Below are 21,384 nucleotides of genomic sequence, written 5' to 3' on the forward strand. Positions count from 1 at the left end.
ACGCACCATGGCCTCTCCACTTTCCGCCGGCCTGGGTCTCAAGCCCGAGCACTACGACGCGGCACTCGACTGCACGGCCAAGGGCCTGTGGTTCGAGGTGCATCCGGAGAACTACATGGTGGCCGGCGGGCCACGCCTGCGCTGGCTCGAAGCCGTGCGCGCGGCGCATCCCGTCGCGCTGCACGGCGTCTCGCTCTCGCTGGCAGGCGCTGCGCCCCCCGATGCCGATCACCTGGCTCGCTTCGCCGCGCTGGTGCGGCGCATCGAGCCGGCGCTGGTGTCCGAGCACCTGGCCTGGTCGGCCTTCGATGGCCACTACTTTCCCGACTTGCTGCCGTTTCCGCGCAGCAACGAAGCGCTCCACCGCATCGTCGCGAACATCGAGCAGACGCAAGTTGCGCTGGGCCGCCGCATCGCGATCGAGAACCCCTCCCACTACCTGCACATCGACGGGCACGATTGGGACGAGATCGACTTTCTCGCCGAGTTGGCCCGGCGCACCGGTTGCGGCTTGCTGCTCGATGTCAACAACGTGCATGTGTCGGCACGCAACCTCGGCTTCGACGCCGGGGCGTACCTCGACCGCTTTCCTGGCGACGCCGTGATGGAGATTCACCTGGCCGGCCACAGCCACGACCCGCGGCTTGGCGAAGCCTTGCTCATCGACTCGCACGATGCGCCGGTCGCGCCGGAAGTCTGGGCGCTGTATCGCCGGCTGGTCGGGCGCATCGGCGTGCGACCGACCTTGCTGGAGCGCGACGGCAATGTGCCCTCGTTTGACGAGTTGCTCGCCGAGCGCCACAGGGCAGCTGCCGAGCTTCATTCGGCTGACGCGGCGGCATCGTCTGCGGACCCGTTGCCGCGACTTCGCACGCCGGAGGAGGTGTCCCTGTGAAGCTCGCAGACTTCCAGTCCGGCTTCGCCACTACTCTGTTCGACCCGGGCATCGCCACCGGCCTGGCATCGCAACCGGCGTTCGCGGTCTATCGCAACACGGTGATGAAGGGCTGCATCGACGCGCTGGAGGCCAACTACCCCAGCGTGGCACGGCTCGTCGGCAGCGACTGGTTTCGCGCGGCGGCCGCGGTCCACGTAGTCGAGCGGCCACCGCGCAACGGCCGCTTGCAAGACTACGGCGCGGACTTCGCAGACTTCCTCGCCGCCTTCGAACCCGCCAGCGGCTTGCCCTACCTGCCCGGCGTGGCGCGGCTGGATAACTGCTGGACGCAAGCGCACACGGCCGCCGATGCCAACGCCATCGATGGCGCCTGGCTGGCGGGCCTGAGCCCCGAGGCGCTAGGCAGCCTGCGCGTTGCGCCGCATCCCGCCGCGCGCTGGCAATGGTTCCCGGACGCACCGATCTACACGATCTGGCAGCGCAACCGCAGCGCGAGCGACGACACGGCCGAGATCGAGTGGCAGCCCGAAGGCGCGTTGCTGACGCGACCGCAAGACGCAGTGACCTGGCGCGAGGCGACCCTGGCCGTCTGCGCGTTCCTCGATGCCTGCGCCGAAGGCAAGCCGCTTGGCGACGCAGCAGCCGCAGCGCTCGCCGCCCAGCCCGACGCCGACCTTGCCGACCTCCTTGCCGGACTGCTGCACGCCGGCGCCCTCGTCGTCTCTCCCACTCTGGAAAGCACACCATGAACCACGCCTCCGCCTCCTCCGCCTCGGTTGCACCCACGACAGCAGGACTGCGTGGCGCCTGGAATGCCATCGCGCGAGGCCTGCAGCGACTGGTCACGCACGACGTACTGGCGATTGCCGGCCGCCTGTCCATCGCGGCGATCTTCTTCATGTCGGGCCGCACCAAGGTCGACGGCTTCCTTCACATCACCGATGGCGCCTACGAACTGTTCCGCAGCGAATACAAGCTGCCCCTGGTGCCACCCGAGATCGCGGCCCACCTGGCCGCCTACGCCGAGCACCTGTTCCCGGTGCTGCTGGTGCTCGGCCTGTGCACCCGGCTCTCGGCACTTGCATTGCTCGGCATGACGCTGACCATCCAACTCTTCGTCTATCCCGATGCCTGGCCCACGCATCTGTCGTGGGCAGCCATCCTGCTTTACCTGGTGGGGCGCGGTGGTGGCAGCTTCTCCCTGGACCGGCTGTTGAAGATCGACTGAGGGCAAAGATACGGCGGATGGCGTATGCCCGCCACGGGCCGGCTTGCCAGCCACGGAGGTGATCGCTACATTGCTGTTTTTGAGGGACCGCAATGTCTGTAGACACCGCTTCGACTTCTTCTTCCGCCACGCCCACCTCCACGACTCCCCCTCAAGTCCCTGCCGACGCCGCCGAGCCGACAGTCGTGGTGGCGTCGGTATCCCTTTCCCCTGTCATTCCGGCCGCTGGCGTCCCCGCCACCTCTGCCACTGCTGCCGTCTCGCCACGGCACATACGGCTGACTTCGCATGCAGGCGGCTTCGGCGCCCTGCCCCTGCACTGGGCGGCGGCCACGGCCACGGAGCGTGGCCCGGTGGTCGGCACGACGACCAAGCGCGCGCACCGCAACGTGATCGGCACGCACAGCGGCTCGTACAGCGTGTACCGCGCGCTGGCGGTTGCAGCCGGCGCGCTCAATCCGCAGCACAAGGCCGATCTCACCAACACCTCGCCCACCGACGTGATCGGCCCGTATCCGCAGTGGAGCGAGCCCGGCAGGATCGTCTCGCTGGACCCCTGGGGCGCGACCATCGCCAACGTGTTTGCCAACGAACTCGCGGCCGGCTACGACATCCGCCCGACCATCGCCATCACCAAGGCGCATGTGATCCTGCCGGAGGTGATCGAGGCGCTGCAATCGGGCCGCCTCAAGGCCGACGGCAAGTTCCTCACGCCCAACGGCGCGGCGGTGGTCACCAAGGCCGCGATCGAACCCGTGTGGTTCCTGCCCGAGGTGGCCAAGCGCTTCGGATGCTCGGAGGCGGACCTGCGCCGCGTGCTGTTCGAGGAGACGGGCGGCATGTATCCGGAGCTGGTCACGCGCTCCGACCTGGAAGTGTTCCTCCCACCCATCGGCGGGCAGACGCTCTACATCTTCGGCAACCCGGCCGACCTGGCCAACCCCGAGGTCGAACTCACCGCACGCATCCATGACGAGTGCAACGGCTCGGACGTGTTCGGCTCCGACATCTGCACCTGCCGCCCCTACCTCACGCACGCGATCGAGGAATGCATCATGGGCGCGCAACGCGGCGGCGTCGGCCTGGTCGCCTACTCGCGCAAGGAAGGCCGGGCCCTCGGCGAAGTCACCAAGTTCCTGGTCTACAACGCGCGCAAGCGCCAGGTCGGCGGCGACACGGCCGACCAGTATTTCGCCCGCACCGAGTGCGTGGCCGGCGTGCAGGACATGCGCTTCCAGGAGCTGATGCCGGACGTGTTCCATTGGCTCGGCATCAAGAAGATCCACCGCCTGGTGTCGATGAGCAACATGAAGTTCGACGCCATCAGCGGCTCGGGCATCGAGATCGGCGAGCGTGTGAACATTCCCGACGAGCTGATCCCTGCCGACGCACGCGTCGAGATGGATGCCAAGATGGCCGCCGGCTACTTCACGCCCGGTGCGGTGCCCGATGCCGAGGAACTGAAGAAGGCCAAGGGCCGGGGTCTGTCGGAATGAGCGAGGGGACCCACCGACCGGTCGATCCCGCGACCGAGCTGACCGCCGACACCGCCCATCCCGCAGGCGCCGCCGCGTACCTTCGCTCGACGACCGAGGTGCGTGGCCGGGCCCGCGCGCTGCTGGCCCGTGCGCGTCGCGGCGAATCGCAGTGGTTCACCATCGGCGACGACGCGAAGATGGACGACACCGCCCGCATCGTCGCCGAGGTCACGCGCGACCGCTACACCTGGGGGCCGATCCCGTACCACAGCCGCTGGCGCCATTTCGAGGCGGGCGGCGTCAACCGGCTCAAGGAACTCGACGACCTGCTGGGCCCCGACGTGCATGAACGCGAGCGTGCCCGCGCACGCATCGACCTGGTGCTGGTCAGCGTGCTGCTGGACGCAGGCGCCGGCCCGGACTGGCACTACATCGAATCGTCCAACGGCCAGCGCTTCTCGCGCTCCGAAGGACTCGGCGTCGCGAGCTTCCATGCTTTCACGAGCGGGCTGTTCTCGTCCGACCCGGCGCACCCGTTGCGCGCCGATGCAGCCGGGTTGCGCGGCCTCGTGACCGACCGGCTCGGCGACGCGTTCCAGGTGAGCACGAGCAATCCGCTGGTAGGGCTTGGGGGTCGCGCAATGTTGTTGCGCCGCCTGGGTGAAGCACTGGCGGCGCAGCCCGAAGTGTTCGGCGAGGACGGTCGACCTGGCGGCCTGTTCGATGCGCTGGTCGGGCCCTACGGACCGGCGGTTCCGCCCACGGCCGAGGTGACGGCGCACGAGATCCTGACCCTGTTGCTCGACACGCTGTCGGGCATCTGGCCGGCCGCCAATGCGGTGGACAGCATCGCGGCGGATGGCAGCGACATGCCCGGCGGCATCGCTTCCGGCGACCCGGCCTTTGCGCTGGGCGATTGCTGGCGCCACAGTGCCGTGACCGGGCCCGGCCTGACCAACGGCTGGATGCCCTTTCACAAGCTGTCGCAGTGGCTCACCTATTCACTGCTCGAACCCTTCGAATGGGCCGGCGTGCGCGTCAGCGGACTCGACCAGTTGACCGGCCTGCCCGAATACCGCAACGGCGGCCTCTTGATCGACAGCGGGATGATCGTCCCGCGCAGCCCGGCGCTGCTGGAGCGCAGCTGGCAGGTGCATGACGAGTTCATCGTCGAATGGCGCGCCCTCACCGTCGCCCTGCTCGACGAAGTGGCGGAGCGCGTGCGCCATGTGCTGGGCCGTGGCATCGACGAATTGCCGCTGGCCTGCGTGCTGGAGGGCGGCACCTGGGCGGCCGGCCGCGCACTGGCACAACGCTTGCGTGACGGTTCGCCTCCCCTTCGCATCGAAAGCGATGGCACCGTTTTTTAGTACTGCGCCTTCAACTGCTAGTCTCGCGGGTTCCTCAACGTCAACATCTTCCCGATCATGAGCAACGTCCACCTGATCGACCACCCGCTGGTCCAGCACAAACTCACCTTGATGCGTCGCAAGGATGCGTCCACCAACAGCTTCCGCCGCTTGCTGAACGAGATCAGCATGCTGATGGCCTACGAGGTCACGCGCGACATGGCGATGCAGGAGATCGAGATCGAGACGCCGCTGGAAACCATGACGGCCAAGGTCATCGATGGCAAGAAGCTGGTGTTCGTCTCCATCCTGCGGGCCGGCACCGGCATCCTGGACGGCATGCTGAGCGTGGTGCCCGGCGCGCGCGTCGGCCACATCGGCCTGTATCGCGACCCGAAGACGCTGACCGCGGTGGAGTACTACTTCAAGATGCCCGGCGAGATGGAGAACCGCGACATCGTGGTGGTGGACCCGATGCTGGCCACCGGCAACTCGGCTGTGGCCGCAGTCGACCGCTTGAAGGAACTGAACCCCAAGTCGATCAAGTTCGTCTGCCTGCTGACCTGCCCCGAAGGCGTGAAGACGATGCAGGACAACCACCCCGACGTGCCCATCTACACCGCCGCGATCGACCGCGAACTCAACAGCCATGGCTACATCCTGCCAGGGCTGGGGGATGCCGGCGACCGGATCTTCGGGACCAAGTAATTGAAGGCCATCGAAGCGCGCGGGGGCATCGGCAACTGCATGAATGCCGCGTGGGCGGCGCAGGTGTCGGGCCGCCCGCTTCGCTGGCGCGCGACCGGCGAACTTCGACCCGACGACCTTTTCCGCAACCCCGAGGCGCTGGACCTCGTGGACACGAAGGGTGGCGACTACGTCTGGCTGTTCCCGAACATCGACCCGGCACGCCTTGGCACGACGGGGCACTATCCCAACCATGAAGGCGTCGCGCCCGATGAACTGGAAGACTGGCACTGGCATTGGAGCGGCGAAGTCATCACCGGGAACCTTCCGAGCAAGCTTCAGTTGCGCGAAGGTGGCCAGCCGGTACCGCCGGGCACCATCGGCGTCCATGTGCGCACGCACCACCCCGAGATCGACTGCGACCTCGCGCGCGCGACCGCAGAGGTCAATGCTCTGACAGAAAAAGGGAATGTCTTCCTTGCCAGCGATACCGAACTGCCTGGCCTTTCTCGCGCGGTGATCCGCAGCGAGTTGCAACGCCCCGAACACGACGACGATCGCGCGCGGCCTGCCATCGAATCCGCGCTGCACGACTGGTTCACGTTGGGCCGCTGCGCCGAAATCCACCGCATCCATGCGTCGAGCACCTTCGTCGACTACTGGTGTTTTGTGCGCGGCATGCCGATGAAGCGGCTGCTGGCGCCGGTGGCCGCTGCCGCCTGAAGCCTCTTTCCGCAACTGCATCAACGAGGAGAAACCGCCATGTCCGTGCCGAGCCAGAAACGTCGTGCCCTGATCATCCGTTCCGCCGCCATCGCGGCCGTTCTCGGCGCAGGCGCCCTGCCCGGCCTTGCGCTGGCGCAAGGCGCCAAGCTCAAGGTGGCCGGCGTCTACACCGTGCCCTTCGAGCAGCAATGGGTCAGCCGCCTGCACAAGGCGCTGAAGGCGGCCGAGGCGCGCGGCGAGATCGAATACAAGGCCAGCGAGAACGTCACCAATGCCGACTACGAACGCGTGATGCGCGAGTACGCGACCGGCGGAAACCAGCTCATCGTGGGCGAGGCCTTCGCGGTGGAAGCCGCGGCCCGCAAGGTGGCCAAGGACTTCCCGAAGACGTACTTCCTGCTCGGCTCGTCGGGCAAGCCGCAGGCGCCCAACCTGAGCGTGTTCGACAACTTCATCCAGGAGCCGGCCTACCTCACCGGCATGATCGCCGGCGGCATGACCAAGTCGAACAAGATCGGCATGGTCGGCGGCTTCCCGATCCCCGAAGTCAACCGCCTGATGAATGCGTTCATGGCCGGCGCGAAGGAAACCAATCCGAAGGTCGAGTTCAGCGTGAGCTTCATCAACAGCTGGTTCGACCCGCCCAAGGCCAAGGAAGCCGCTTTCGCGATGATCGACAAGGGTGCGGACGTAATGTATGCGGAGCGCTTCGGCGTGAGCGACGCGGCCAAGGAAAAAGGCAAGCTCGCGATCGGCAACGTGATCGACACCCAGGCGCAGTACCCCGACACGGTGGTCGCCTCCGCGCTGTGGAATTTCGAGCCCTCGGCGGACCGCGCCATCAAGCTCGCGAAGGAAGGCAAGTTCGTCGCCGAGGACTACGGCCCGTATTCGATGATGAAGCACAAGGGCTCGGAGCTCGCGCCGCTGGGCACTTTCGCAAGTAAGGTACCGGCCGATATCGTGACCAAGGTCAAGGCCAGGGAGGCGGACATCCTCGGCGGCAAGTTCAGCGTCAAGGTCGACGACAGCCAACCCAAGTCCACTGCGAAGTAGGCGAACGGCAAGCGGAAGCACGGCGGCATGCGCGGCAGCAACCACGTCATTCGTCGCGTCGGCGCGGCCGCGGTCCTTGCTGCGGCGCTCGCGGGCTGCGTTGGCATGCCGGCGGGCAGCACGCGGCTCGACGGTACGCCGCGCATCGCGGTGCTGTCTGCCTTCGAGCCCGAGCTGTCGCTGTTGCTGAAGCAGGTGCAGTCGCCCGTCAAGTACAGCGTCAACGGTGTCGAGTTCACGACCGGCACGCTGCAAGGCAAGCCGGTCGTGCTGTTTCAGTCGGGCATCAGCATGACCAATGCGACGATGAACACGCAACTGGTGCTCGACCGCTTCAACGTCGAGCGCATCGTGTTCAGCGGCATTGCCGGCGGCGTGAACCCTGACCTGCATATCGGCGACGTGACCGTGCCGGCGCAATGGGGCCAATACCTCGAGGTCCTGATGGCGCGCGAGACCGCGACGGGCAAGTTCAGCGCGCCGCCGTGGATGAAGGACGCCACGTTGCCCGCCTTCGGCATGATGCATCCGCGCCCGGTCGAAACGCGCACCGCAGCCAACCCCAAGGTGACGCCGAAATTCTGGTTCGAGGCCGACCCGAAGATGCTCGACGTGGCGCGCAGCCTTCGCGACGTCGACCTGGCCAGCTGCAGTGCCGGCAAGTGCCTCGCACGCAAGCCGCAACTGCGGGTCGGCGGCAACGGCGTCTCCGGCCAGGCCTTCATGGACAACAAGGCCTACCGCGAATACACGTACAAGACCTTCCAGGCCAACGTGCTCGACATGGAGACGGCCGCGGTCGGCATGGTCGCGTACAGCAACGCCGTACCCTACATCGCGTTCCGCTCGCTGAGCGACCTGGCCGGCGGCGGCGCGGAAGAAAACGAGATGGGCACCTTCATGGGCATTGCGGCGGACAACTCGGCCAAGGTGCTCCTGGCATTCCTCGGCGCCTGGAAATAGGACTGTGACGGTCCTCCGTCTCCACAGAATCACCAAGCGCTTCGGCACGCTGGTCGCCAACGATGCCATTTCGCTGACCCTCGATCGCGGCGAGGTGCTGGCGCTGCTCGGCGAGAACGGCGCGGGCAAGTCCACGCTGATGTCGATCCTGTTCGGCCACTACCGCGCGGACGAAGGCGATATCGAGGTGTTCGGCGAACCGCTTGCGCCGGGGAACCCGAAGGCCGCGCTGGCCGCCGGCATCGGCATGGTGCACCAGCACTTCACGCTGGCCGACAACCTCAGCGTGCTGGACAACGTGATGATGGGAAGCGAACCGCTGTGGCAGCCGTTCACGCGCAAGTCCGCGGCACGCGGCAGGCTGCTCGAGGTGGCGCAGCGCTTCGGGCTGCCAGTCGTGCCCGAAGCCCGCGTCGGCTCGCTCTCGGTCGGCGAGCGGCAGCGCGTGGAGATCCTCAAGGCCTTGTATCGCGGCGCCCGCATCCTGATCCTCGACGAGCCGACCGCCGTCCTCACGCCGCAGGAGAGCGAGGCGCTGTTCGACACCCTGGCGCAGATGGTGGCGCAGGGCCTGTCGATCATCTTCATCAGCCACAAACTCGGCGAAGTGCTGCGTGTCTCGCACCGCATCGCCGTGCTGCGCGGCGGCAAGCTGGTGGCCGAGATGCCGGCTGCCGGCGCGACGCAGGCGCAGTTGGCAAACGCGATGGTCGGGCATGCGGTCAAGCCGCCCGAACGACATCCGGCCAGCCGCATCGGCGAGTCGGTGTGCGTGCTGCGCGATGTGCAATCCGGCGGCGACGCGCGCGACGCTTTGCGCGGCGTCTCGCTGACGCTGCATGCGGGCGAGATCGTTGCAGTCGCGGGCGTCTCGGGCAATGGCCAGGTGGCGCTGGCGGAACTGCTGTGCGGCACGCGCCGCGCGACCGCGGGCACGGTCGAACTGCTGGGCCAGCTCTTGCGCGCCTCGCCCGCGCTGCTGGTCGAACAGGGCGTCGCGCGCATTCCCGAGGACCGGCACGCCGTGGGCGTCATCGGTGACTTGCCGCTGTGGGAGAACGCCGTCTCCGAGCGCCTGCGCGGCCCTGCATTCCGACAGGGACCGATCGTGCGTCGCGCCGCTGCACGCACCCAGGCCCAGCGCATCGTCAAGGCCTTCGACGTGCGCGGCGGCGGGCTCGATGCGACAGCGCGTTCGCTGTCGGGCGGCAACATGCAGAAGCTCATCCTGGGGCGCGCGCTGCTGGCGCCCGACGGCGCGGTTGCCACGCCGAAACTGATCGTCGCGCACCAGCCCACCTGGGGCCTCGACATCGGCGCGGTGGCCTATGTGCACCAGCAACTCGTCGCTGCGCGCGACGCGGGTGCGGCAGTGCTGGTGATCTCGGACGATCTCGACGAAGTGATGGTGCTGGGCGACCGCATCGCCGTGATGCACGGCGGCACGCTCGGCGACGCGCGGCCGGCGGAGGGCTGGACGCGCGAATCCATTGGGCTGGCGATGGCCGGTGTGCATGTTGAAGCGGGCCTGCCGTCATGAGGCTCGAGAAGCGCCCTGCCGTCTCGCGCGCCGCAATGGTGTTCGCGCCCTTCGGCGCTGTGCTTTTCACGCTCGCGGTCACGGCATTGCTGGTGCTGTGGGCGGGCCAACCGGTCACGCGGACTTACGCGCTGCTGCTGCAAGGCGGTTTCGGGTCCGTGTTCGCATGGAGCGAGACGCTCACGCGTGCGATCCCCTTAACGCTCACCGGCCTGTCGGCAGCCGTGGCCTTCAGGGCGCGCCTTTTCAACATCGGCGCGGAGGGCCAGTTGTACGCCGGTGCGCTGGCCGCGATCGCGGTCGGCGGGATGCACGGCGGCACGGGCTTCGAAGTCTCCCCCTGGATCCTGTTCCCACTGATGATGGCCGCGGCAGCGATCGCCGGCGCCGCGCTGCTGCTGGGCCCGGCGCTCATGAAGGCGAAGCTCGGCGTCGACGAAGTGGTGACCACGCTGCTCTTCAACTTCATCGTGCTGCTGGGCGTGGGCGCGCTGCTGGACGGGCCGATGAAGGACCCGAGCGCGATGGGCTGGCCGCAGAGCGTGGCGCTGCAGGGCGACCTGGAGCTGGGCAAGCTGATCGCGCAGACGCGCGTCCACACCGGCCTGCTGTGGGCGATGGCGTTGTCGGTCGCCATGTGGGCGCTGCTCAAGCACACGGTGCTCGGCTTCGACATCCGTGCAGTCGGCGCCAATCCCCGCGCCGCCGCATTCGCGGGCGTCGGCACCACGCGCACCGTGGTGGCCGTCGCGCTGCTCTCCGGCGCGCTGGCGGGACTCGCCGGCGCCATCGAAGTGGCGGGCCGCACCAGCTACGTGACGCTCGACATGTCGCCCGGCTACGGCTACAGCGGCATCGTCATCGCCATGCTGGCCGGACTGCATCCGTTGGGCGTGATGGGCGCCAGCGTGTTCGTCGCCGGCGTGCTGGTCGGCGCCGACAGCATGAGCCGCGCGGTCAGCGTGCCGACCTACATCGCCGACGTGATCGTCGCGACATCGCTCATCTCGGTGCTGGTGGCGATGCTGCTGGCGCAATACCGGGTGCGGTGGAAATGACGAGCCCATGACCGACCTGCTCGACATCCTTGCCAACCCGGCCTTCTGGGTCGCGGTGCTGCGCATCGCCACGCCGCTGATCTTCGGCACGCTGGGGGTGCTGCTCTGCGAGCGCGCGGGGGTGCTCAACCTGGGCATCGAAGGGATCATGGTGGCCGGCGCCTTCACCGGCTGGCTCGCCGTGTATGCGGGTCAGCCGCTGTGGGTCGGCGTGGGCGTGGCCGCGATGACCGGTGCGGTGTTCGGGCTGTTGCATGCCTGGCTCACGGTGGGGCTCGCGCTGTCGCAGCACGTGTCGGGGCTGGGGATCACGCTGCTGGCGACATCGCTCAGCTACTACGGCTATCGCGTGAGCTTTCCGAAGGTGAACACACCGCCGACCATCAAGCCCTTCGCGCCGATGGACTGGCTGCCGATTCCCGTGCTCAACGCGCAAACCGCGCTCACCTTGCTCGCGCTGCTGCTGGTGCCGGTGATCGGCTGGGTGCTGTATCGCACGCCGCTCGGCCTGGCGGTGCGCATGGTCGGCGAGAACCCGCAGGCGGCCGAAGGCCAGGGCGTGTCGGTGGTCGGCACGCGCACCGGCGCCATCGTGGCCGGCTCGGCGCTGATGGGCATCGCGGGTTCCTTCCTGACGCTTTCCGCGTTCAACGCCTTCTTCTTCAACATGGTCAACGGCCGCGGCTGGATCTGCGTGGCGCTGGTGGTGTTCGCCTCCTGGCGGCCGGGCAAGGCGCTGCTCGGCGCGCTGCTGTTCGCCTTCTTCGATGCGCTGCAATTGCGCCTCCAGCAGTCCGGCGACGCGGTGCTGCCCTACCAGCTCTACCTGATGCTGCCGTACCTGCTGTCGATCCTTGCGCTGGTGCTGGTCGCACGAAAGGCTGCCTACCCGCAGGCACTCATGAAGCCCTATCGAAAGGGAGAAAGATAGACATGCTCGACCTGCTCGTCACCAACGCCACCCTGCCCGACGGCCGCACCGGCATGTCCATCGCCGTGCAGGACGGCCGCATCGCCGAAGTCACGCCAGGCCTGGCCGCGCCCGCGCACAAGACCCTCGATGCGCAGGGCCTGCTCGTCACGCCGCCTTTCATCGACCCGCACTTCCACATGGACGCCACGCTGAGCTACGGCCTGCCGCGCGTCAACCAGAGCGGCACGCTGCTGGAAGGCATCGCGCTGTGGGGCGAACTCAAGCCGCTGCTGACGGCGGAGGCCCTGATCGAGCGCGCACTCGCGTACTGCGACTGGGCCGTGGCCAAGGGCCTGCTCGCCATCCGCACGCACGTGGACACCAGCGATCCCAGCCTGCTCGCCGTCGACGCGCTGCTGGAAGTCAAGCGCCGCGTCGCGCCCTACCTGGACCTGCAACTCGTCGCCTTCCCGCAGGACGGCGTGCTGCGCGCGAAGGGCGGCGTCGACAGCCTGAAGCGCGCACTCGACAAGGGCGTCGACGTGGTCGGTGGCATCCCGCACTTCGAGCGCACCATGGCCGACGGCGCCGCCAGCGTGAAGCTCCTGTGCGAACTCGCCGCCGAGCGCGGCAAGCGGGTCGACATGCACTGCGACGAATCGGACGACCCGCACTCGCGCCACATCGAGACGCTGGCCTTCGAGGCCCAGCGCCTCGGCCTGCAGGGCCGCGTCACCGGCTCGCACTGCACGTCGATGCACAGCATGGACAACTACTACGTGAGCAAGCTGCTGCCGCTGATCGCCGAGGCCGGCGTCAGCGTGATCGCCAATCCGCTCATCAACATCACGCTGCAGGGCCGGCACGACAACTACCCCAAGCGCCGCGGCATGACGCGCGTGCCCGAGCTGATGGCCGCCGGCGTCAACGTCGCCTTCGGCCACGACTGCGTGATGGACCCCTGGTACGGCATGGGCTCGGGCGACATGCTGGAGGTTGCGCACATGGGCCTGCACGTGGCGCAGATGACCAGCCAGGCCGGCATCAAGCAATGCTTCGACGCAGTGACGATCAACGCGGCAAAGGTCTTTGGCTTGCCGAAGTACGGTATCGCCGCGGGATGCGATGCCAGCTTCGTGCTGCTGCAGGCACGCGATCCGGTGGAAGCCATCCGCTTGCGCGCGACGCGGCTCAAGGTCTACCGCCGAGGCAGGCTGCTGGCCGAGTCGCCCGCCGCCACGGCCGCGCTGCATGTCGCGGGGAGGCCGCCGAGCACGGCCTTCATGACATCGCAATAGACTCCCTTCCACCATGATCCGGATTCGCGAAATCGACCACCTCGTCCTGCGCGTGGTCGACCTCGAGAGGATGCTTCGCTTCTATTGCGAGGCACTCGGATGCACGGTGGAAAAGCGCCAGGACAAGATCGGCCTCGTCCAGTTGCGCGCAGGCCGCTCGCTCATCGACCTGGTGCCCGTCGACGGTGAACTCGGTCGCGCCGGGGGCGCAGCGCCGGGAAGGGAGGCACGCAACCTCGACCACTTCTGCTTGCGAGTCGAGCCCTTCGACGAAACAGCGATACGCAGCCACCTCCTCAGGCACGGCGTCGAGGCGGGTGCGCTCGAGTCGCGCTACGGCGCGGAGGGCGAAGGCCCTTCTGTCTATCTCGCCGACCCCGAAGGCAACACCATCGAACTCAAGGGTCCACCTTCGACGGCGCCGGCTGCCATTCGCACTGGCAAAAGCGCAGAATGAGCGCCGCAAACCAAGGGGAATGCCATGCTCCTGAACGATGCTCCCGTGACAACGATGTTGCCGGTCAAGGATCTGGACCGCGCCCGGCAGTTCTACGAAGGCCGGCTGGGACTCAAGCCCGAGGGACTGAGGCCTGACGGCAAGTTCACCTACCGCTGCGGCGGCACCACCTTGGCCTTGTTCCCCAAGGAGGGCGGCACCAAAGCCGACCACACCACGCTGAGCTTCCAGGTCGAGGACATCGCCAGCGCCATCGCCGGACTGAAGCGCGCCGGCGTGGTGTTCGAGGACTACGACTACCCCGACTTCAAGACCGTCGAACATGTCTGCGTACTGGGTTCCGAGAAGGCGGCATGGTTCCTCGACACCGAGGGCAACATCCTCTGCCTGCACGAAGACATCCAGGCCCATTGACCGCCGCGACGACGATGACGATGAAGCAACGCCCCGCCTCGATCCTCTGCGTCCTCGCCCTCGCGGCCATCCCGGCTTGGGCGATGGCCCAGGACGGTATCTGGAAGGACCGCTACGGCAAGCCCGTGCCCCAGACCGAATCCAGGCGCACGGTCAATGGCCTTGGCGGCTGGGTCGTCGTCACGCCGGATGCGGACTGGGAGGAGAAATGGGAGAGGCCCTCGATCGTGGGGCCCGTGTTCACGCAGGCGAAAAAGGTGCCCAAGGGCAAGCCGCTGTTCGTCCTCGTGTTCCTCGGCAATCCCGAGGTCGGCGCGGATGGCCGGGCCGATGTCAGTTGCGACCTGAACGTCACCGGGCCGGACGGGCGAAGCCTCGTTCAGCGCAGCGTCGCCTGCTTCCAAGGCACTCCCCGGGGCGGGCGCAGCAGCATGTACCTCTCCGAGCCGGTGCTCGGGATCACCAGCGAGCCCTCGGATCCGAGTGGCACCTGGACGGTTCGGGTCTCCCTGAAGGACAAGCTGAGCGGCACGGCGCTGCCGTTGAAGACCACGTTCATCGTGGAGTGAGGCCTTGCGCTTTCGCGCGCTTCATCGCGACAGCAGCAGCCACATGTGGACCTTCGACACGAAGCCGCCCTCCACCGCCACCGCCATCGGCTCCAGCCCGAAGCTCACGAAGCCGAAGCGTTCATAGAGCGCCTGCGCCGAGGCATTGCCCTCGGTCACGGTGAGCTGCACCAGCCTGACACCTGCGCGCTCGCGCGCCACATCGAGCGCCGCCTCGACGATCCGGGCGCCCAGGCCATGCTTGCGAAACGCCGGCGCCACGTACATGCCGAAGAAATCCGCCTTGTGCCGCGCCTTCTCCCGCGCCTCGAAAGACAAGCCGGCCACCCCGGCAAGCGCGCCGCCTTCGAACGCGCCGAATACCATCTCCCGGGCCGCCGGCTCGACCGACAGGCGGGCCTCCCACCATGACATCGGCAAGGCCGCGCGCTCGCCCACGCTGGACGTGAAGGCATCCGGGTGGCGCGCGTAGCCGTCGAGCATCAACGCCCGATAGGCCGGCGCATCCGATGGAACCAGCCGCCTGATCACCGGTGTGCTCACAGCCTGGCAGGTTCGACGATCTCGGCGTCGTAGATCTGGATGGTCGGCAACTCGGCTGCCAGCGCGCCGACAGCCTTGGCAAAGGCGCGCGATGCGGGCACCACGAAGTGCGCCTTCAGCGCCGTGGCATCGGCCCATTGCTCAAAGAACACCAGCCGCCACGGGTTCACGGTATCCCGGAACACCGCGTGCGAAATGCAGCCGGGCTCGGCACGCGAGCGCTGCACATGCTCGCTGCTCAGCCTGAGGACTTCATCGAATGTCGCGGCGTTTGCGACGATGGCGCCAGTCACGAGGATCACGTTGCTTGTCTCCGTACAAGGGGTTCTTGGGCAAGGCGTCGGCCAGGAAGGTATGAAGATTTCGTAGCGAGGGCGCCGCGGATTCACACCTTCTAGTGCTCAGGCGCAATGGCTTCCGCATATTCATACAACTCGCCGAGGATAGCCTCGGCCCGCTCATCGGCCGTCGCCGCGAGCGTGTCGATCTCGGCAAAGAACTGGTCGACGTTGAGCGCCCCGCCCTCGCCTTCGATCAGCTTCGCCGCCCGATGCGCCTCCCAGCGCCCGCTCTCATCGGCATCGAGCGTCTCCGCGAAATTGCGCGCCCGGTAGCGGAACAGCAGTTCCTCCAGCCGCGCATCGTCGAAGCCCGTCCGCGCATGGGCGAGTTCGGCGCCCTGGAGGCTGCGCAACTGGTTCAGTCGACGCCGGTCGGCATTGCCGACGAAGCCGCCGTACAGGTCCTCGTCGACATCGCGCTTGCCCTCGGCCGGGCGCTTGAAGACTTCCGGCCAGATCGCGCTCATGTCGGGCAGCGCAGCGGCAATCTCGGCATGGCGCATGGCCTGGTCCATGTCGATCTGCCAGCGCTGAGCCATCTCCGGCACGAGCGTCTTGCGATTTCCAACCACCATTGGCGACTTGTTCAGGTGGATCGACTTCACCGGCAGCCGGCTCATGCCTTCCGGCAAGTCGGCTGTGCGCGAGAACAGGCGCTGGCGCAAGGTAGCCACGTCGATCAGCGGCAACTCGCTCGGGTCATGGGCCAGGTCCCAGGCCAGCAGCTCGTTCTTGTTGGTCGGGTGGCTCGCCAGCGGCCACATCACGGCCAGGCAACCCCGCTCCACCGGGAACATGCCCGAGACATGCAGGAACGGCCGCGCAGTCTCCCGCGTGGCCGGAAAGCCCAGTTCGGCAGCGACCTGGTCCTTCTTGTGGAGGCGCAGCGCGAAATCGAAAAGACGCGGTTGCCTCGCGCGGATCAGCCGCGCCAGCGCGATGGTGGCGCGCACATCGGAAAGCGCATCGTGCGCCGCCTCGTGCACGAGTCCATTCGCGCGCGCCAGGTCTTCCAGCTTGAAGCTGGGCCGCCCATCCTCCTTCAACGGCCACTGGATGCCGTCCGGGCGCAAGGCGTAGGTCAGCCGCACCACATCGAGCAAGTCCCAGCGACCGCAGTCGTTCTGCCACTCGCGCGCATAAGGGTCGATCAGGTTGCGCCAGAACATGAAGCGCGTGATTTCGTCATCGAAGCGGATCGTGTTGTAGCCCACGCCGATGGTGCCGGGCTCCGAGAACACCCGTTCGATCTGTGCGGCGAACTGGTTCTCGGCAATGCCGCGCGCGAGGCACATCTGAGGCGTGATGCCGGTGATCAGGCAGGCTTCCGGGCTCGGCAGGAAGTCCGGCGCCGGCTTGCAGTAAAGCATCAGCGGTTCGCCGATCTCGTTGAGTTCGGCATCGGTGCGGATGCCCGCGAACTGCGCCGGGCGGTCGCGGCGGACGTTGGCCCCGAAGGTTTCGTAGTCGTGCCAGAGAAAGGTGTGGGCCATGGTCAAAGAAGAGGTGAAAACAATCGCGCCGTGGCCTCGCCGAGGCGCCTCCAGAAGGCCTGGTGGCGCAGGCTGCGCACGGGCGAGGAACTGAGCAGGTCGGTCTCGAATTGCGCCGCCAGGGGCTTGAGCAGTGCCGGGCCGTAGACCACCGCCATCACCTCGTAGTTGAGGCGGAAGCTGCGATTGTCGAAGTTGGCGGTGCCCACCATCGCGCAGTTGTCATCCACCACCAGCGTCTTCGAATGCAGCATGCGCTCCTTGTATTCCCAGACCTTCACGCCCGCGGCCAGCAACTCGTCGAAGTACGACCGGGCGGCAGCGCTCACGATCAGCGAATCGCTGCGACGCGGCACCAGCACTCGCACATCCACGCCGCGCAAAGCCGCGCTGGTGAGCGCCATCAGCGCCGGCTCGCCCGGCACGAAATAAGGCGTGGTGAGCCAGGCGCGGTGCATCGACGAGTTGATCGCCGACAGGTGTACGCGGTGAATCGCCTCGAGCGAGTTGTCCGGCCCGCTGGTGACGATCTGAACCGGGATGTCGCCAGGCGCGACCTCGGGCATCAGGTTGGCGAGCTTTTCGTGGAGCTGCCGCAAATGCTGGCCAGTGGCATAGGTCCAGTCCTCGATGAACGTGATCTGCAGCCAGCGCACCGCCGTGCCCTCGATGCGCACGTGAACATCGTGATAGGCGTCGGGGCGCGTGCGCCTGTCCTCCGCATCCGTGATGTTGACGCCGCCGGTAAAGCCCACCACCCCGTCGCACACCACGATCTTGCGGTGGGTGCGGTAGTTGGTCACCGGACGCAGGCGTCGGCCGATGCGCGTGTCGTGGAACAACGCCACATGGATGCCCGCCTCGTGCATCGGCGCCATGAACTTTCGCCCGACCCGCTTGGAGCCCAGCGCGTCCAGCAGCAATCGCACCGCCACGCCCTCCTTCGCCTTGCGAATCAGCAGGTCGCGCAACGCGGTGCCGATGCGGTCGGGCTCGAAGATGTAGTACTCGAGATGCACATGATGACGCGCCGCGGCGATGGCTTCGAACATCGCGTCGAATGCCTGCGCGCCGCCAGAAAGCAGTTCGACGGACTGGGCGCTTGAAACCGGCAGGCCGCACGCGGCTGTGCCGAGCGCCGCCATTTGCCGCAACGCCGGCGGCGCCGCTTCCAGGGACTGTCCGAGCCGTGCCAGGTCGCCTGTGCTGTGGGAGCTGACCCGGCTGCGCAAGCGCTTGATCCGCTGCTTCCGCAGCCGCTGCGGCCCCAGGAAGTAGTAGATGAGAAAGCCGCCGAAGGGGATGAACGCCAGCGACAGGATCCACCCCAACGTCGACACCGGCGCCCGCTTCTGCATCACGATCCACACCGACAACACCGCGATATAGCCGCTCCAGGCCAGCGAGAGGCCTGTTTTCCATTCGTGGCTGAGTGCGGGGAAGTTCAAGGCGGCAGGAAGCGGGTTTGGCAAAGAAAAAAGGTCGGGAGCGAATGCTACCGACCTTGGGTCCGAGCGCAGGGATCGTATCAGCCGGTCGCCGCTTCCTCAGCCTCGGGCTTGGACTTGCCTTCCTTCTTCGGCAGCGGAACGATGTCGAGCTGCACTTCTTCCTTGTCATCGAGGTCCACCGTGAGGCGGCCCCCGTCGATCAGGCGTCCGAACAGCAACTCGTCGGCCAGCGCGCGACGGATCGTGTCCTGGATCAGGCGCTGCATCGGGCGAGCGCCCATCAGCGGATCGAAGCCCTTCTTCGCCAGGTGCTTGCGCAGCGTGTCGGTGAAGGTGACGTCGACCTTCTTCTCGGCGAGTTGCTGCTCGAGTTGCAGCAGGAACTTGTCGACCACGCGCAGGATGATCTGCTCGTCCAGCGCCTTGAAGCTCACCATCGCGTCGAGGCGGTTGCGGAACTCCGGCGTGAACAGGCGCTTGATATCGGCCATTTCATCGCCCTGCTGACGCGGGTTGGTGAAGCCGATGGTCGCCTTGTTCATGGTCTCGGCGCCCGCATTGGTGGTCATCACGATGATCACGTTGCGGAAGTCGGCCTTGCGTCCGTTGTTGTCGGTCAGCGTGCCATGGTCCATGACCTGCAGCAGCACGTTGAAGATGTCCGGGTGCGCCTTCTCGATTTCATCGAGCAGCAGCACGGCGTGCGGCTTCTTCGTGATCGCTTCGGTCAGCAGGCCGCCCTGGTCGAAACCGACGTAACCCGGAGGCGCGCCGATCAACCGGCTCACCGCATGGCGCTCCATGTACTCCGACATGTCGAAGCGGATCAGCTCGATGCCCATGATGTAGGCCAACTGCTTCGCCGCTTCGGTCTTGCCGACGCCCGTGGGGCCGCTGAACAGGAACGAGCCGATTGGCTTGTCCGCACGGCCGAGGCCCGAGCGCGCCATCTTGACCGCGGAGGCCAGCACTTCGAGTGCCTTGTCCTGACCGAACACCACGCTCTTGAGGTCGCGTTCGATGGTCTGCAGCTTGCCGCGATCGTCGTTGCTGACATTGGCCGGGGGAATGCGCGCGATCTTCGCGACGATGTCCTCGACCTCGGTCTTGCTGATGGTCTTCTTGCGCTTGTTCGGCGGAAGGATGCGCTGGGCCGCACCAGCCTCGTCGATCACGTCGATCGCCTTGTCGGGCAGGTGCCGGTCGTTGATGTACTTGGCGCTCAACTCGGCGGCGGCCTGCAACGCGGCTAGCGCGTACTTCACGCCATGGTGCTCTTCGAAGCGCGACTTCAGTCCCTTCAGGATGTCGACCGTCTCCTGCACGGTCGGCTCGCCCACATCGACCTTCTGGAAGCGCCGCGACAAGGCCGCGTCCTTCTCGAAGATGCCGCGGTATTCGGTGAACGTCGTCGCACCGATGCACTTCAGCGCGCCGCTCGAAAGCGCCGGCTTCAGCAGGTTCGATGCGTCCAGCGTGCCGCCCGAGGCTGCGCCGGCGCCGATCAGTGTGTGGATCTCGTCGATGAACAGGATCGCGTTCGGCTTGTCCTTCAGCGACTTGAGCACGCCCTTCAGGCGCTGCTCGAAGTCGCCGCGGTACTTGGTGCCGGCCAGCAGCGCGCCCATGTCCAGCGAGAACACACTCGACTCGGCCAGGATTTCCGGCACTTCGCCCTGCGTGATGCGCCAGGCCAGGCCCTCGGCGATCGCCGTCTTGCCCACGCCGGCCTCGCCGACCAACAACGGGTTGTTCTTGCGCCGGCGGCACAGGATCTGGATCACGCGCTCGACTTCATAGTCGCGCCCGATCAGCGGATCGATCTTGCCGTCCTTGGCTGCCTGGTTGAGGTTCTGGGTGAACTGCTCCAGCGGCGAAGACTTCTCGTTCTTCTCACCGCCGCCCTCTTCGCTCTCGTTCGAGGACGATTCGCTGCTGCCCTTGGCGGCTTCCGGTGGATCGCTCTTCTTGATGCCGTGGGCGATGAAGTTCACCACATCGAGGCGCGTCACCCCTTGTTGGTGCAGGTAGTACACGGCGTGCGAGTCCTTCTCGCCAAAGATCGCGACCAGCACGTTGGCGCCGGTGACTTCCTTCTTGCCGTTGCCGGTGGACTGCACATGCATGATGGCGCGCTGGATGACGCGCTGGAAGCCCAGCGTCGGCTGGGTGTCCACGTCATCCGTCCCGGCCACTTGCGGCGTGTTGTCCTTGATGAAGTTGGTCAACGAGGCCCGAAGGTCGTCGACATTCGCAGAGCAGGCCCGCAGCACCTCGGCGGCGCTTGGGTTGTCCAGCAAAGCGAGCAACAGGTGTTCCACGGTGATGAACTCGTGGCGCTGCTGCCTGGCCTCCACGAAGGCCATGTGCAGGCTGACTTCCAGTTCTTGGGCAATCATGTGATTTCCTTTTTGCCTTGCTGTAAATATGTTCGATATGGGTTGGATTGCAATTTATTCAACGGGTTCGCTGACACACTGCAAAGGGTGGCCCGCCTGGGCCGCCGCTTCCATCACCTGATTGACCTTCGTGGCCGCCAGGTCACGCGAGAACACGCCACACACACCCCGGCCATCGAGGTGGATCTTGAGCATGATCTGGGTCGCGGTCTCCCGGTCCTTGTTGAAGAATTCCTGGATGACGACGATCACGAACTCCATCGGCGTGTAGTCGTCGTTCAGCATCACCACCTGGTACATCTGCGGTGGTGCGGTTTTCTGCGGGCGCCGCTCCAGGACGACCGCGTCGCCGTCGTCGCGCGCCGGCTTGCGCACCGGGGGCGTTTTCGGAGTCGAGGGGATTCTGGTTGCCATGAAAATCATTCTATAGATCGAGCAAGCGCCATGCCGGCCCAAGAGGAATTGGTGGCGTCTTCCCGACATAACAAGGGCCCGGCGGCGTGAAAGACGGCACGCGCGCCCC

The 21,384-nt window shown here is 66.7% G+C and carries 22 protein-coding genes; 16 read left to right on the forward strand and 6 right to left on the reverse strand.

Annotation, left to right across the window (positions count from 1 at the left end; all coding sequences use genetic code 11):
* Positions 1-7: 7 nt before the first annotated feature.
* The 16 genes from HCU76_RS06200 (at position 8) to HCU76_RS06275 (ending at position 14,634) form a co-directional block, all read left to right on the forward strand.
* Complete coding sequence (locus tag HCU76_RS06200; RefSeq protein ID WP_218508764.1) at positions 8-895, forward strand: DUF692 domain-containing protein; 888 nt, start codon at positions 8-10, stop codon at positions 893-895.
* On the forward strand, positions 892-1,647 hold the full coding sequence (locus HCU76_RS06205; RefSeq protein WP_213959339.1) for a DNA-binding domain-containing protein: 756 nt from the start codon (positions 892-894) through the stop codon (positions 1,645-1,647). The genes HCU76_RS06200 and HCU76_RS06205 overlap by 4 nt, the downstream gene beginning before the upstream one ends.
* Complete coding sequence (locus tag HCU76_RS06210) at positions 1,644-2,126, forward strand: DoxX family protein (protein ID WP_213959340.1); 483 nt, start codon at positions 1,644-1,646, stop codon at positions 2,124-2,126. The genes HCU76_RS06205 and HCU76_RS06210 overlap by 4 nt, the downstream gene beginning before the upstream one ends.
* Before the next feature lie 92 nt (positions 2,127-2,218).
* Entirely contained in the window at positions 2,219-3,622 is a 1,404-nt protein-coding gene (locus HCU76_RS06215; RefSeq protein ID WP_218628382.1) for a GTP cyclohydrolase II, read from the forward strand.
* Positions 3,619-4,974, forward strand: coding sequence for a URC4/urg3 family protein (locus HCU76_RS06220; protein WP_213959341.1), 1,356 nt, complete (start codon positions 3,619-3,621; stop codon positions 4,972-4,974). The genes HCU76_RS06215 and HCU76_RS06220 overlap by 4 nt, the downstream gene beginning before the upstream one ends.
* A gap of 57 nt (positions 4,975-5,031) precedes the next feature.
* Positions 5,032-5,661, forward strand: a complete 630-nt coding sequence (gene upp / locus HCU76_RS06225) for a uracil phosphoribosyltransferase (protein ID WP_213959342.1) — start codon at positions 5,032-5,034, stop codon at positions 5,659-5,661.
* Positions 5,662-6,363, forward strand: a complete 702-nt coding sequence (locus HCU76_RS06230) for a hypothetical protein (protein ID WP_213959343.1) — start codon at positions 5,662-5,664, stop codon at positions 6,361-6,363.
* Positions 6,364-6,402: 39 nt separating this feature from the next.
* Positions 6,403-7,422, forward strand: coding sequence for a BMP family protein (locus HCU76_RS06235; protein WP_213959344.1), 1,020 nt, complete (start codon positions 6,403-6,405; stop codon positions 7,420-7,422).
* Between the two features lie 27 nt (positions 7,423-7,449).
* Positions 7,450-8,385 (forward strand): 5'-methylthioadenosine/S-adenosylhomocysteine nucleosidase, encoded by a 936-nt coding sequence (locus HCU76_RS06240; RefSeq protein ID WP_213959345.1) that lies wholly within the window; start codon positions 7,450-7,452, stop codon positions 8,383-8,385.
* 4 nt (positions 8,386-8,389) lie between these two features.
* Positions 8,390-9,925 carry an ABC transporter ATP-binding protein gene (locus HCU76_RS06245; RefSeq protein ID WP_213959346.1) on the forward strand — a complete coding sequence of 512 codons (1,536 nt, stop codon included), beginning with the start codon at positions 8,390-8,392 and terminating at the stop codon, positions 9,923-9,925.
* On the forward strand, positions 9,922-10,983 hold the full coding sequence (locus HCU76_RS06250) for an ABC transporter permease (protein WP_213959347.1): 1,062 nt from the start codon (positions 9,922-9,924) through the stop codon (positions 10,981-10,983). The genes HCU76_RS06245 and HCU76_RS06250 overlap by 4 nt, the downstream gene beginning before the upstream one ends.
* A 7-nt stretch (positions 10,984-10,990) precedes the next feature.
* The gene (locus tag HCU76_RS06255) at positions 10,991-11,914 is read left to right on the forward strand and encodes an ABC transporter permease (protein WP_213959348.1); all 924 of its coding nucleotides are present in this window, start codon (positions 10,991-10,993) and stop codon (positions 11,912-11,914) included.
* Positions 11,915-11,916: 2 nt separating this feature from the next.
* Positions 11,917-13,194 (forward strand): amidohydrolase family protein, encoded by a 1,278-nt coding sequence (locus HCU76_RS06260; RefSeq protein ID WP_213959349.1) that lies wholly within the window; start codon positions 11,917-11,919, stop codon positions 13,192-13,194.
* 13 nt (positions 13,195-13,207) lie between these two features.
* Complete coding sequence (locus HCU76_RS06265) at positions 13,208-13,651, forward strand: VOC family protein (protein ID WP_213959350.1); 444 nt, start codon at positions 13,208-13,210, stop codon at positions 13,649-13,651.
* Between the two features lie 24 nt (positions 13,652-13,675).
* Positions 13,676-14,065 carry a VOC family protein gene (locus HCU76_RS06270; protein WP_213959351.1) on the forward strand — a complete coding sequence of 130 codons (390 nt, stop codon included), beginning with the start codon at positions 13,676-13,678 and terminating at the stop codon, positions 14,063-14,065.
* Between the two features lie 20 nt (positions 14,066-14,085).
* On the forward strand, positions 14,086-14,634 hold the full coding sequence (locus HCU76_RS06275) for a hypothetical protein (RefSeq protein WP_213959352.1): 549 nt from the start codon (positions 14,086-14,088) through the stop codon (positions 14,632-14,634).
* A 21-nt stretch (positions 14,635-14,655) separates the two neighbouring features.
* On the opposite strand, the gene HCU76_RS06280 is transcribed toward HCU76_RS06275, so the two are convergent.
* From HCU76_RS06280 to clpS, 6 genes are all read right to left on the reverse strand, one after another.
* Complete coding sequence (locus tag HCU76_RS06280; protein WP_345944802.1) at positions 14,656-15,165, reverse strand: GNAT family N-acetyltransferase; 510 nt, start codon at positions 15,163-15,165, stop codon at positions 14,656-14,658.
* An 8-nt stretch (positions 15,166-15,173) separates the two neighbouring features.
* The gene (locus HCU76_RS06285) at positions 15,174-15,479 is read right to left on the reverse strand and encodes a putative quinol monooxygenase (RefSeq protein ID WP_213959353.1); all 306 of its coding nucleotides are present in this window, start codon (positions 15,477-15,479) and stop codon (positions 15,174-15,176) included.
* 92 nt (positions 15,480-15,571) lie between these two features.
* Positions 15,572-17,011, reverse strand: a complete 1,440-nt coding sequence (sbcB, locus tag HCU76_RS06290; RefSeq protein ID WP_213959354.1) for an exodeoxyribonuclease I — start codon at positions 17,009-17,011, stop codon at positions 15,572-15,574.
* 2 nt (positions 17,012-17,013) lie between these two features.
* Entirely contained in the window at positions 17,014-18,459 is a 1,446-nt protein-coding gene (gene cls / locus HCU76_RS06295) for a cardiolipin synthase (RefSeq protein ID WP_213959355.1), read from the reverse strand.
* Between the two features lie 80 nt (positions 18,460-18,539).
* Entirely contained in the window at positions 18,540-20,861 is a 2,322-nt protein-coding gene (gene clpA, locus HCU76_RS06300) for an ATP-dependent Clp protease ATP-binding subunit ClpA (protein WP_213959356.1), read from the reverse strand.
* 54 nt (positions 20,862-20,915) lie between these two features.
* Positions 20,916-21,275, reverse strand: a complete 360-nt coding sequence (gene clpS / locus HCU76_RS06305) for an ATP-dependent Clp protease adapter ClpS (RefSeq protein WP_213959357.1) — start codon at positions 21,273-21,275, stop codon at positions 20,916-20,918.
* Positions 21,276-21,384 lie beyond the last annotated feature (109 nt).

The sequence above is a fragment of the Variovorax sp. dw_308 genome (assembly GCF_019207085.1).
GTDB lineage: Bacteria > Pseudomonadota > Gammaproteobacteria > Burkholderiales > Burkholderiaceae_C > Variovorax.